Annotated in this window: 10 protein-coding genes; 3 read left to right on the plus strand and 7 right to left on the minus strand. The window is 74.8% G+C overall.

Features of this window, described 5'->3' with window-relative positions:
- Positions 1-15 precede the first annotated feature (15 nt).
- Entirely contained in the window at positions 16-1,086 is a 1,071-nt protein-coding gene (gene dapE / locus ACSNN7_RS16335) for a succinyl-diaminopimelate desuccinylase (RefSeq protein ID WP_436681655.1), read from the minus strand.
- 80 nt (positions 1,087-1,166) lie between these two features.
- On the opposite strand from dapE, the gene dapD reads away from it, so the two are divergent.
- Positions 1,167-2,126, plus strand: coding sequence for a 2,3,4,5-tetrahydropyridine-2,6-dicarboxylate N-succinyltransferase (gene dapD / locus ACSNN7_RS16340; protein WP_436681656.1), 960 nt, complete (start codon positions 1,167-1,169; stop codon positions 2,124-2,126).
- A gap of 72 nt (positions 2,127-2,198) precedes the next feature.
- Here dapD and ACSNN7_RS16345 read toward each other — a convergent pair whose 3' ends face one another.
- Positions 2,199-5,588 carry a S8 family serine peptidase gene (locus ACSNN7_RS16345; protein ID WP_436681657.1) on the minus strand — a complete coding sequence of 1,130 codons (3,390 nt, stop codon included), beginning with the start codon at positions 5,586-5,588 and terminating at the stop codon, positions 2,199-2,201.
- Positions 5,589-5,700: 112 nt separating this feature from the next.
- Here ACSNN7_RS16345 and ACSNN7_RS16350 point away from each other — a divergent pair, with 112 nt between their 5' ends.
- Both ACSNN7_RS16350 and ACSNN7_RS16355 read left to right on the plus strand, forming a co-directional pair.
- Complete coding sequence (locus ACSNN7_RS16350; RefSeq protein WP_436681658.1) at positions 5,701-6,258, plus strand: sugar O-acetyltransferase; 558 nt, start codon at positions 5,701-5,703, stop codon at positions 6,256-6,258.
- Between the two features lie 92 nt (positions 6,259-6,350).
- Positions 6,351-8,903 (plus strand): hypothetical protein, encoded by a 2,553-nt coding sequence (locus ACSNN7_RS16355; protein WP_436681659.1) that lies wholly within the window; start codon positions 6,351-6,353, stop codon positions 8,901-8,903.
- Here ACSNN7_RS16355 and ACSNN7_RS16360 read toward each other — a convergent pair.
- The 5 genes from ACSNN7_RS16360 to fdxA are packed head-to-tail and all read right to left on the minus strand — an operon-like array spanning position 8,880 to position 12,665.
- Positions 8,880-9,527 carry a nucleoside/nucleotide kinase family protein gene (locus ACSNN7_RS16360; protein WP_436681660.1) on the minus strand — a complete coding sequence of 216 codons (648 nt, stop codon included), beginning with the start codon at positions 9,525-9,527 and terminating at the stop codon, positions 8,880-8,882. The genes ACSNN7_RS16355 and ACSNN7_RS16360 overlap by 24 nt on opposite strands.
- Entirely contained in the window at positions 9,527-10,168 is a 642-nt protein-coding gene (locus ACSNN7_RS16365; RefSeq protein ID WP_436681661.1) for an SIMPL domain-containing protein, read from the minus strand. The genes ACSNN7_RS16360 and ACSNN7_RS16365 overlap by 1 nt, the downstream gene beginning before the upstream one ends.
- Before the next feature lie 4 nt (positions 10,169-10,172).
- Positions 10,173-11,219 carry a prephenate dehydrogenase gene (locus tag ACSNN7_RS16370; protein ID WP_436681662.1) on the minus strand — a complete coding sequence of 349 codons (1,047 nt, stop codon included), beginning with the start codon at positions 11,217-11,219 and terminating at the stop codon, positions 10,173-10,175.
- A 7-nt stretch (positions 11,220-11,226) separates the two neighbouring features.
- Positions 11,227-12,342, minus strand: coding sequence for a succinyldiaminopimelate transaminase (dapC, locus tag ACSNN7_RS16375; RefSeq protein WP_436681690.1), 1,116 nt, complete (start codon positions 12,340-12,342; stop codon positions 11,227-11,229).
- Positions 12,339-12,665 carry a ferredoxin gene (fdxA, locus tag ACSNN7_RS16380; protein WP_007464872.1) on the minus strand — a complete coding sequence of 109 codons (327 nt, stop codon included), beginning with the start codon at positions 12,663-12,665 and terminating at the stop codon, positions 12,339-12,341. The genes dapC and fdxA overlap by 4 nt, the downstream gene beginning before the upstream one ends.
- Positions 12,666-12,737: the final 72 nt, after the last annotated feature.

Consider the following 12,737-nt stretch of genomic DNA (forward strand, 5'->3'; position numbering starts at 1 on the left):
GGGGCCGGGGTGGGGTCAGGCGGCGAGCCAGCGGTGGAGGGTGGCGGCGCCGTCGCGGATCTTGGTGATCTCGACGTGCTCGTCCTTGTGGTGGGCCAGGTTGGGGTCGCCGGGGCCGAAGTTCAGCGCCGGGATGCCCATCGCCGCGAACCGGGCCACGTCCGTCCAGCCCAGCTTGCCGATCGGCGCAGCTCCGACGGCGGCGAGGAACTCCTGCGCCGCCGGCGACTCGAGCCCGGGCGCCGCGCCCGCCGCCGCATCCGTCACCGTCAGATCGAAGCCGGCGAAGACCTCCCGTAGGTGCGCCTCGGCGCCCGCCGGGTCACGGTCCGGGGCGTACCGGTAGTTGATCTCGATCTCGCAGTGGTCCGGGATGACGTTGCCGGCCACCCCGCCGGTGATCCGGACGGCGTTCAGCCCCTCGCGGTAGTCGCAGCCCTCGATGGTGACCCGCCGGCCCTCGTACGCCCCCAGCCGGCGCAGCACCTCGCCCGCGCCGTGGATGGCGTTCACCCCGTGCCAGGAGCGGGCGGCGTGGGCGCGCTCGCCGTGCGTGGTGACGACCGCCCGCATGGTGCCCTGGCAGCCGGCCTCGACGATCCCGTACGTCGGCTCCAGCAGCACCGCGAAGTCGGCCTCCAGCCACTCCGGGTGCTCCTGGGCGACCAGGGTGAGCCCGTTGTACCGCGACTCGATCTCCTCGGCCTCGTAGAAGAAGTACGTCACGTCGTAGCGCGGGTCGGGCAGCGTCACCGCCAGGTGCAGCGCGAACGCCACACCGGACTTCATGTCCGAGGTGCCGCAGCCGTACATCAGGTCGCCGCGCATGGTGGACGGGAAGTTGTCGTTCAGCGGCACCGTGTCCAGGTGACCGGCGAGCACCACGCGGGACGCCCGGCCCAGGTCGGTACGGGCCATCACCGTGTTCTGGTGCCGGAAGGTGGCCAGGTGCGGCACGCCCCGCAGCACCTCCTCGACGCAGTCGGCGATGGCCTTCTCGTTGAGGGAGACGGACTCTATGTCGACCAGGGCACGGGTCAGCGCCACCGGATCAGCCAAGACCTCGGGGGTCAGCGGGTTCTCCATGCTGGGCACGGTACCGTCAAATTCGGTGTGCGCGGGGAGTGCGCCCGCGTGCCCCGTAGCCGCTAACGAGAGGTGTAACAGTGACGTCCGCAGTACCCGCCTGGGGCATCGGCCTGGCCACCGTCACCGCTGACGACCAGGTGCTCGACACCTGGTACCCGACCGGCAAGCTCGGACTCGGCGAGCTGCCGCTGGTCCCCGGCGAGGACCAGGCCGACGTGCTCGACCTGCCGCCGGGCGCGATCGGCGAGCGGGCGCTGCCGGGTCTGCGTACGGTCGAGGTGACCACGGTGATCGGCTCGCTGGACGACCCGATCAAGGACGCCGCAGACGCGTACCTCCGGTTGCACCTGCTCTCCCACCGCCTGGTGCGGCCCAACGAGCTCAACCTCGACGGCATCTTCGGCAAGCTGGCGAACGTGGCCTGGACCTCGGCCGGGCCGTGCCCGCCGGAGCGGGTCGACGAGCTGCGCGTGATCGAGCGGGCCGCCGGCCGCCACCTCGCGGTGTACGGGCTGGACAAGTTCCCCCGGATGACCGACTACGTGGTCCCCTCCGGGGTCCGGATCGCCGACGCGGACCGGGTCCGGCTCGGGGCGCACCTGGCCGCCGGCACCACCGTGATGCACGAGGGCTTCGTCAACTTCAACGCCGGCACGCTGGGCACCTCCATGGTCGAGGGGCGGATCGTGCAGGGCGTGCTGGTCGGCGACGGTTCCGACATCGGCGGCGGGGCGTCGATCATGGGCACCCTCTCCGGCGGCGGGACCGAGAAGGTCAGCATCGGCGAGCGGAGCCTGATCGGCGCGAACGCCGGCGTCGGCATCTCGCTCGGCGACGACTGCGTGGTCGAGGCGGGCTGCTACATCACCGCTGCGTCGAAGATCACCCTGCCGGACGGGCGGGTGGTGAAGGCCCGCGAGCTCTCCGGCGTGGACGGGCTGCTCTTCTGGCGCAACTCGGTCACCGGCGCGCTGGAGGCGAAGCAGCGCAGCGGCCGGGGCATCGAACTGAACGCCGCGCTGCACGCCAACGACTGACGGACCGGCCGGGGCCGGGGCGACGCGCCCCGGCCCGGGCCCGCGGCGGTGAGACCGCGGCCCCGGCCCTGCTCACCGCAGGCGGTACGCCTGGACGATCCGCTCGGTCACCGTGTTGCCGGCGGTGTCCCGGGCGGTCGCCCGCAGGGACACGTGACCGGGGCCGGCCGGGTGCCGCAGCAGCGCGGCCCAGCCCTGGCCGGGCACCCGGAGCACGGTGGCCTTGCGCCAGGTCTTCCCGCCGTCGTACGAGGCGTCGACGGTCAGCTTCTCCACCCCGGCGGCCGGTGCCCCGGGCTGCCGCTGCACCTGCACCGGCACGGCGAAGAGGCGGCCGGCCGGCGCGCTGTTGTCGACCCGCAGCGGCGGGGCGAAACGCACCGCCATCAGCGGCAGCCGCGCCGGGGTCTCACCGGCGACGTGACCGGACCGGAAGGTCCACGTCGACTCCACCTCGGTGCTCAGGTCGGTGAAGCTGCGGGTGGCCGAGACGGTCAGCTTGTAGTCGGCCGCCGCGCGCGGCACGGTGAACTCGCCGTAGCCGGCGTACTCGGTCTCGCCGACCAGCTTCCCGTTGCGCCACAGGGCGGTCCGGGCGGTGTCGGTGATCGACCCGCCGGGGTGCCCGGCGGCGTCACTGTGCACCGGCAGGCCGACGAAGATGAGGTCGCCGGTGCGGCTGACGCTCTCGTCCGGGTAGCGCGGGGCCGGGAACGACGGCCCGTACGGGGCCTGGTTCCAGGTCTCGTGGACCTTCCGCCCCGCCTTGTAGGCGGTCGGCACGGAGAAGAGCGCCACCTTCGGGTCCAGCCAGCCCTCGTCGCTGATCACCCCGAAGTCGATCTCGGACTCCCACCGCACGCGCTTGGTGTTGTAGTGCTCCACCCGCTCACCGGGCACCTCGGTCGGCAGGATGATCGCGGACCCGCCGGTGTTGTACTCCAGCACCGGCATGACGAACCGCTCGGCGGTCATCCCCGGGTAGCCACCCCGGAAGCGGTGCACCACGGTGGCCAGGTCGCCCTTGCGGTAGTGCCGGACGAAGCCGGTGGGCAGCCGGCCGGGGATCGCCTCGCTGAGCGCGTACAGGTAGGGGCTGTTCGCCGCCTCCCGGTCGGCCCACTGGCTGCTGATGGTCGAGACGAACCGGTCGGCGGAGACCGGGCTGCCGAGCTGGGCGGTGGTCAGGCCGGCGAAGCTGCCGGCCCAGAGCCCGAAGCCGTAGATGCTGCCGTCGTCGGCGTAGTAGACCGCGGAGACGTCGATCAGCTGCGGCGCCGCGTCCGGCTGCGGGACCGTGGTCAGGACGGGCTTGCCCCGCCGGGCGTCCACGGTGAGCGTGCGGTCACGGTCGACGGTCAGCTCGGGCTGGGCCAGCATGGTGAGCCCGCCGGCTTCGCCCTCGGGAGCGGGCTCGAAGATGACCGTGTTCAGGCCGTAGCGCCCCTTGGGCAGCCGCACCTGGACCACCCCGTCCGGGTCGTAGGCGTCCCGCATGTCGAAGCGGTCCAGCCCGGCCAGCGTGGTGTAGTAGTCCCCGGCCGTCGAGCCGGACCGGTCCAGGTGGGTCAGCGTCAGGGTGTAGCTCTCCACCTCCCGGTTCACTGCCACCGGGGTCACCGCGACGGTGGCGCCGGCGCGGGCCACCACCCGGCCGGTCCAGTAGCCGTCGAAGCCACCGAGCCGGGTGTCGGCGGTGACGGTGGTCTCCGCCCGGCCGCCCGCCGGCACGGTCACCCGCGTCGCGCCGAGCTTGAACATGCCCGCCGGTGCCGGCCGGGCACCCGGACCGGTGACCTCGACGGTCAGGTCCAGGGTGACGGCGGCCGGGCCGGCGTTGCGCCAGGCCACCGTGCGGGTGATCGGCGCGTCGTCGCCGTGCGGCCAGAGCGCGCGGCCGAAGGAGACACTCACCGGGTCGCTGGTCACCTGCTGGGTGATCGCTCGCGTGAGGTCGACCCGGCCGGCCCCCTGCTCGTACGCGCTCTGCGCCGGGTGCGGCTTCGCTGCGGCCATCAGGACCGACTTGAACTGGCCGGCCTTCCAGTCCGGGTGCTGCTGGGCCAGCAGCGCCACCGAGCCGGCCACGTGCGGGGTGGCCATCGAGGTGCCGGAGAGCGCCACGTATTTCTCCCCCACCGGGTCACCGATGACGCCGTCGGCGGCGCGGGCGGCGACGATGTCGACGCCGGGCGCGGTGATGTCGGGCTTGATCGCGTCGTCGCCGACCCGGGGCCCCCGGCTGGAGAAGTCGGCGAGCTGGTCCTCGCGGTCCACCGCGCCGACGGCGAGCGCCGCGTCGGCGCTGGCCGGCGAGCCGACGGAGCCGTCCGCGCCGGCGTTACCGGCGGCGGTGACGAAGAGCGTGCCGGTCTCGGCGGTCAGCGTCTGCACCGCCTGCTCCAGCGGGTCGACCTCCGGGAAGTCGCCGCCGCTGAGGCTCATGTTCACCACGGCGGCCCGCTTGTCGACGGCGGCCCACTGCATGCCGGCCAGGATGGCCGAGTCGGAGCAGCCGATGTCCTCGCAGACCTTGCCGCTGAGCAGCGTGGCGTCCGGGGCCACGCCCTTGTACTTGCCGCCCGACGCGGCACCGCTGCCGGCGATGGTCGAGGCGACGTGGGTGCCGTGGCCGACGGTGTCCCGGTCGTCGGTGACCTCGGTGAAGTTGCGCGACTCGGCCACCTTGCCGGTCAGGTCCGGGTGAGCCGCGTCGACGCCGGTGTCCAGCACGGCGACGGTGACGCCCTTGCCGGTGAAGCCGGCCGACCATGCGGAGGGCGCCCCGATCTGGGGGACGCTGTGGTCCAGCGTGACCCGACGCCGACCGTCGAGCCAGATCCGCTCGACGCCCCCCGCCGCGCCGAGCCGGGTGCCGGTGGAGCCGGTGGTGACCGCCGCCCAGACGGCGTTGGCCGTGGACTTGCCGGCGGTCAGGGCCGCACCGCGGATCGCCGGCAGGTCCCGGGTCACCCGGGTGCCGGGCAGCGCGGCCACGCCGCGCCGGGCCTCGCCTGAGCCGTACGACACCAGCAGCGGCAGATCGGCGCGGCGGGCGTCGTCGTAGCCGGCGGAGATCAGCTCGGTGACGTCGAAGAGCCGGCGGTCCACCTTGCCCGAGCGGACCAGCGGCAGGGCGTCCTGTGGCACCACGGTGAGGTGGCCGCGGTCCCGGCGTACCACGAATCGCACGTCGCCCCGGCCGGCGGCGGGCCGGACGGCGGCGTCGCCGGAGGCGGTGACGGTGACCCGGTCCCCGGTGAGCAGGGTGACGCTGGTCGACGCCCCGGTCGCCGTCTGCGGTTTCGCGGCGGGCCGGCCCGCCCGGGCCGGGTCACCCGGCGACGGTGCGGCGGCCGACGCGGTGGCCGGGGTGCCGAGCGCCAGGCCGAGCACGAGACCGAGCGCGACGGTTTTTCTTCTGCTTCGGTGCAACGGATCCTCCTCGTGAAGCGTCGTCATAGACGGGAGTCACATTGACGGAAACCAGAATTACATACCGGGTATGCAAAATGAAGTCTGAAATATGACGGACCCGGCATCCGGCATCAACCCGGTCAGGGATGATCGGCCGGTGACGTCCATGAGGGAACGGATGCTCGCCGGCGAGCCGTACATCGCCAACGAGCCCGACATCATCGCCGACCTCGACCGCGCGGCCCAGCTGATGGAACGATTCAACACCAGCGCCGCCACCGACCCGCAGGGGCGACTGGCCGCGCTGCGCGAGCTGCTCGGCTCGCTCGGCGAGGACACCTGGATACGCCCGCCGTTCCACTGCGACTACGGCTGGCAGATCCACCTCGGGCCCCGCTGCTTCGTCAACTACAACGCGGTCTTCCTCGACGTCGCCCGGATCACCATCGGCGCCGACGTCCAGATCGGACCGAACGTGCAACTGCTCACCCCCACCCACCCGGTCGAGCCGGGACCCCGCCGGGACAAGTGGGAGGCCGCCGCACCGATCACCATCGGCGACAACGTCTGGCTCGGCGGCGGAGCCATCGTGCTCGCCGGGGTCACCGTCGGCGCCAACACCGTGGTCGGCGCCGGCGCCGTGGTGACGAAGGACCTGCCACCCAACGTGGTCGCCGTCGGTAACCCCGCCCGACCGGTACGCACCCTGGAATAGTCGCTGAGCTGCTGAAACAGCGACTCTCGGGGTGGGCGGAACCGGGCATCAGGGTGCACTCTGGGTAGTGAGCGCGACACCAGGGGGCACGGATGGGCGAACGGGTGCTCGAACTGCGGGTGCACGGGGTGTCCAACACCCCGCCCGACCAGCTCCTCGGGCTGCGCCCCGAACCCGGCGCGAACGGCCCGCACCCCACCCTGGTGGCCGGCGGCACGGTCACCGGCTTCTACCGGTCCACCGCGGCCGGTCCTGACGACCCGATCACCGTCGAGGCGTACAGCTGGGGGCAGCTCACCTCCGGCGCGCGGACCGCGCGGGACGTCGAGCGGGCCCTGTGGACGCTGCTGCTCCCGTTCACCCTGGCCAACGTGGCCCTGCACGCCCGCCCCGAGATCCCGGCGGACCCGGACACGGAGCGCTGGACCAGCCGCTCCGGCATCACCGCCTGGCTGATCCGCCTCTTCTGCCTGAGCCTCACCGCCACCCTCTCGATCGCCCTGACCGGCGTCGGCGTGGACCTGATCGCCTGGCAGTGCGTCGACCAGGACTGCCTGCGCCGCCTGCCCGGCCCGTGGGAGTTCCTGGGCCAGGGCTGGTGGCGGGCGGACTTCCACCCGCTCGCCGTCGGCCTGCTGCTGCCGCTGACCGTGCTGGCCGCGCTCGGCGCACTGGCCTGGCGCACCTACCAGTACGAGGCGGAGATGCCCGCCGCGCCCCCGCCCCGCCCCTCCGACCCCGGACCGGAGGCCGACCCGCTCGCCAACCCGTTGCAGGACCGGACCTTCTGGGCCGGCGAGGGGCAGTTGCGCCGGGCCGGCGTGCTGCACCTGTGCACCGGGGCGGCGGTCGCCGCGTCGGTGCCGGTCGCGGCGGTGCTCCTGACGGACCCGCCCCGGGGCGTCCGGGCGGCCGTCGCCTGGCCCACCGTCGCCGCCCTCGCCGCGGTGCTGGGGACCGCGGTCGTCGCCGTCAGCCGGCCGTGGCTGACCCGCCGGCGCGGGCGCACCCCGCTCGGCCGGTGGAGCGTCGCGGTCGGTGTGCTCACCGGCCTGGGACTGATCGGCACCTTCGCGCTCCTGCTGCTCCCGGACGGGCCCGCCGGGCGGCCGCTGCCGGAGTTCCGGCCGCCGGCCGGCTGTTTCCGCGCCCCCGCCCCGCCGGGCTGCCTGACCGACCGGTCCCTGCCCGGGTACGACACCGCCGTCGCCTGGCTCGCCACGTACCAGGCGCTGCTGCTGATCACCATCGGCGCGGTCGCCCGCTCGGGGCGGCGGGCGCTGCCCGCCCCGGTGGCCGGTGCCGCGCTGCTGCCGCTCGGGGTGGCCTGGATCGAAGGCGGGCTGCCCGGGGTGCCGGCCGCACCGCCGGGGCTGGACACCTGGATGCTCGCCGTGCCGGCCATCGCCGTCGCCGCCACCGGCCTGCTGCTGCCCCGGACCCGGCCCGACGGCGAGCGGCAACCGCTCGGCGCGCACACCGATCTCGCCTGGGGCGGCCGGGGACCGGCCCTGATCGCCGGGGCCGGCTGGATGATGGCCCTCGCCTACTGCGCCGGGCTGCTGCACTGGGTGGCCGAACGGCTCAACGCCGACGCCGGGCCCGAACGGGTGCGGCCGCCGCCGGCGGTGTTCTGGGCCGGGCTGGCCTTCGCCGTCGCGCTGGTCGCCCTCGCCGGCACCGCGATCCGCGCCGGCCTGCTCTTCGCGGCACTGCGCCGGCGGGAGTACGCCGAGCTGACCCGGCCCGGCACCGTCCACTCCGCCCACGACCGGCGGCGCTGCCGCGACGTCAGCGGCTACCGGGCCCTGCACCGGCTGGTCGGCGAGCACGCCGTCCGGCTGGTCGGCTGGTACGCCACCGTCGCGGCCGGGCTGGCCACCCTCTGCTGCGCGGCGGCGCTCTCCCGCAGCCGCCCCGGGTCCGCCGTCGGCCGGCAGGCGGTCGTCCACACCGTCGCCGACGTCGGCGGCATGATGCTCGGTTGGCTGCCGGTGGTGGTCGCCGCGCTGGGGCTGCTGGTCTACCGCAACGACACCGTTCGCCGCTCGGTCGGCGTCGTCTGGGACGTCGGCACCTTCTGGCCCCGCGCGGCGCACCCGTTGGCCCCGCCGAGCTACGCCGAGCGGGCGGTGCCGGAACTGCAGACCCGGGTCGCCGGGATCCTCGCGCTGGCCGAGCACGACCCGCGCCGGATGGACGGGGTGATCCTCTCCGGACACAGCCAGGGGACCGTCATCTGCGCCGCGATGCTGTTCCAGCTGCCGGCCCGGTGGCGGCGGCGAATCTGGTTCTTCTCCTACGGCTGCCAGCTCACCCGGCTCTACGGCCGGGTCTTCCCGGCGTACTTCGGGCCGGACCGGCTCCGGGTGCTCGCCGGCACCCTGACCCGGCCCGACGGCGGCGTCGCCTGGACCAACTTCTGGCGGGCGACCGACCCGCTGGGCTGGCCGGTCACCGCCGGGGGGCGGGACCTGCCGGTCGTCGACCCGGTGGCGCTGCACCCCAGCGGCGGCGAGGTCGCCGACCCGCCCATCCGCAACCACAGCGGATACCCGGAGGCGGTGGAGTTCCAGCGGGAACGGGCCGTGGTCGCCCGGCTGCTGCGGCGGACGGTCCCGTCACCCCGGCAGGGGGTCGGTTAGGCGGACCACCAGGTCGGCGTGGTGTGCGGTGCCGCGGACCACGGCCGCGTTGGCCTCGTCGCTGCCGTGCGCCCAGGCCGCCGCCTGCTCCGGCGTCCGCCCGTACGCCTCGTGCCGGGCGATCAGCCGGCGCAGCCGCGACTCGGCGTCCAGGTCGAGGAACCACGCCTCGTGCAGCAGCTGCCGCACCTCGTCCCACGGCGGGTCGGTGAGCAGCAGGTAGTTGCCCTCGGTCACCACCAGCCGCACCGAGGGCGGCACCTCGATCGCCCCGGCCACCGGCTCCTCCAGGTCCCGGCGGAACAGCGGCGCATAGACCGCGGTCGGTTCCAGCCGGCGCAGGCGGCGCAGCAGCGAGACGTACCCGTTGGCGTCGAAGGTGTCCGTCGCCCCCTTGCGCGCGGCCCGGCCCAGCCGCTCCAGCTCCGCCTGGGCCAGGTGGAAGCCGTCCATCGGCACCAGCCGGGCGCTCGGGCCGACCGCCGCGACGATCCGCTCGGCGAGGGTGGACTTGCCCGCCCCGGGCGCCCCGGCGATGCCGAGCAGTTGCCGGGGGCCGGCCTCGGCCAGGGCCCGGGCCCGGGCCAGCAGGTCGTCGAGCGGGAGCGCGGTGGCCTCGGGCATCAGGGCAGGACCGGGTCGCTGATCCGGAACCGGGCCCGCACCACGGCGTGCACGGTCTGCGGCTGCGGGTCGAGCTCCAGCTCGGGCGGCGCGCCCTTCTCCATCCGGGAGAACGCGACGCCGGTCGCCATCGGGCCGAACCCCTCCTCCGCGTCGGCCAGCTCCAGCAGGGCGGTCAGCCGGGCGCCCAGCGCGTCGGCGTACTCCCGGGCGCGGTGCAGCGCGTCGGCGATGGCGGCGTGCCGGGCCTCCCGGTGGGCCGGGCTGTCCGGCCGCAGCGACCACCAGGGACCGGCCACCTCGACCTGCTCCTGGTCGGCCAGGCGCAGCATCAGCTCGGCGAGGACGGTGAACTCGGTGACGGTGACGCCGGTGGTGACACTGCCGTGGTAGCCGACCACCCGCTCGCCGGAGCGGTTCGTCTCGGGGCGTACCCGCAGGTCGCCGGCCTCCCGCCGGTCGAGAGCTGGGGCGTGCTCGTCGAGCAGCACCCGTACGGCGGCGGCCCGCTCGGCGAGCCGGGTCAGGGTGACCTCGCGGTCCCGCTCGCGGGCCGTCGCGGTCACCTGGAAGCGGGCCAGCTCGGGCGCGACCTCCCGGTACGCCTCGCCGCGCACCGCCACGACCGGTCCGTCCGTCACGCCCTCACCCTAGCGGCGAGGTCGGTGGGCCGCCCGGTTCCACGACCAACCGGCGGGCCGAGTACTCGACCTCGTCGCCGGCCGTCCGGCACCCGTCGAGGTGGCCGCCGGCCGCGCCCAGCTCGTGCAGGAAGCGCAGCTCCGCGTCCCCGTCGCCGGCCAGCGGGAAGACCTGCCGCAGCTCGACCGTGGCCCGCCCGGCCAGCGCGGTCCGCGCGTGGCGGCCCTCGGCGTGCCGGGCGGTGAGCGCGGCCCGGTCGTCGGCGCGCAGCGCGGCGGCCAGCTCGTCCAGGAAGGAGGTGACCGAGGTCAGCGCCGACAGCACCTCCGCCCGGTTGGAGAGCAGCATGTTCGCCGTCCGCTCCGGCGGCGTACCGGCGACCCGGGTGCCGTCGCGGAAGCTGCCCGCGGCGAGGCTGAGGACGGCGTCGCGCAGCGGCGAGCGCTCGGCCGCGCCGGCGAGGGCGCCGGCGAGCAGGTGCGGCACGTGCGAGGCGAGCGCGACGACCGCGTCGTGCCGGTCGGCCGCCATCGGCACCACCCGGGCGGCGAACACCTCCATGACCAGCACGGTGAGCCGGCGGAACGCGGCCAGGCCGGGCCCCGGGGCGGGGCAGAGCACCCACGCGGCGTCGTCGAAGAGCCCCGGCACCGCCGCGGTGAGGCCGGCCCGGTCGGTGCCGGCCATCGGGTGGCCGGGGACGAACCGGTGGGTCAGCCCCCGGGCGGCGGCGAACGCGGCCAGCTCCGCCTTGGTGCTGCCGACGTCGGTCAGCAGGCAGTCCTCGCCGGTGGCGGCGGCCACCCGCAGCAGGGTCTGCGGCAGGGTGGGCAGCGGCCCGCAGAGGAAGACCACGTCCCGGTCGGCCACCGCGTCGACCAGCCGCTCCGGCACGGGTACGCCCACCCGCCGGGCCTGCCGCCGGGTCGCCTCGTCCGGGTCCCAGCCGGCCACGTCCAGCCCGGCGGCGTGCAGCCGGAGCAGCACCGAACCGCCGATCAGCCCGGTGCCGACCACCGCCGCCCGGAGCACCTCGCCGGCCCCGCCCATCGTTGCGTCAGGCCTGCGCGAGCCGGGCGGCGACCGCGGCGACGTGCGCGTCGGACTCGGTCAGCGCGGCCCGGACGTGCTGGGCGCCCCCGGGGCCGTAGAAGGCGCCGGCGGCGACCAGGATGCCGCGACGGGCCAGCCAGTCGACCGTGGCCCAGCAGTCCTCGCCCCGGGTCATCCACAGGTAGAGCCCGGCCTCGGAGTGCTCCACCGTGAAGCCGGCCCCGGTGAACGCGGCGAGCAGCATCTCCCGCCGGGCCCGGTAGCGTTCCCGCTGCTCGTCGGCGTGCGCCTGGTCGGAGAGCGCGGCCACCATGGCCGCCTGCACCGGCGCGGGCACGATCATGCCGGCGTGCTTACGGATCTTGAGCAGCTCGGCGACCAGCGCCGGGTCGCCGGCGACGAAGCCGGCCCGGTAGCCGGCCAGGTTGGAGCGCTTGGACAGCGAGTGCACCGCCAGCACCGAGTCGTAGGAGCCGCCGCAGACCTCGGGCGACAGCACCGAGACCGGCTCGGCGCCGGCCGTCCAGCCCAGCGGCAGGTAGCACTCGTCGCTGGCCACCACGGCGCCCCGCTCGCGGGCCCAGTCGACCACCTTGCGCAGGTGGGCGGCGGGCAGCACCCGGCCGGTCGGGTTGCCGGGCGAGTTGACCCAGACCAGGCGTACCCGGGAGGTCGGGCCGACGGCGGTCAGCGAATCGGCGCGTACGGTGGTGGCGCCGGCCAGCCGGACCCCGTCCTCGTACGTCGGGTAGGCGATCGACGGCACCACGACCACGTCACCGGGGCCGATGCCGAGCAGCGTGGGCAGCCAGGCGACCAGTTCCTTGGAGCCGATCGTGGGCAGCACCCCGAGCCCGTCCACGCCCGCCCCGCAGGACCGCGCCACCCAGGCCGCGATGGCGTCCCGCAGGGCCGGGGTGCCGGCGGTCAGGGGGTAGCCGGGCGCGTCGGACGCGTCCGCCAGCGCCTGCCGGATCACCGGGGGCACCGGGTCGACCGGCGTACCCATCGAGAGGTTGATCAGACCGTCCGGGTGCGCCGCGGCCAGGGTGGCCGCGGCGTCCAGCGTGTCCCAGGTGAACTCGGGCAGCCGCGACGAGACCGGCGCGGGCCGGTTCAGTGGCCCTCTCCGCGCGGCGGCTGAGCGGCGACGAAGGTGGCGTCCTTCTCCACCTTGCCGATCTTCGACGCGCCACCCGGGGAGCCCAGGTCCTCGAAGAACTCGTAGTTGGCCCCGGTGTAGTCCTTCCACTGCTCCGGGACGTCGTCCTCGTAGAAGATGGCTTCGACCGGGCAGACCGGCTCACAGGCACCACAGTCGACGCACTCGTCGGGGTGGATGTAGAGCATCCGATTGCCCTCGTAAATGCAGTCGACCGGGCACTCCTCGATGCATGCCTTGTCGAGCACATCCACGCACGGCTCGGCGATGATGTAGGTCACCGGTCTTCTCCTCCGCAAGACTCGCCGCGATCACCCGCGACGGTAAGAGCCTAGTATCTCGCCGGGGAGGAG

This window comes from Micromonospora sp. URMC 105 (assembly GCF_051386295.1).
Lineage (GTDB): Bacteria > Actinomycetota > Actinomycetes > Mycobacteriales > Micromonosporaceae > Micromonospora.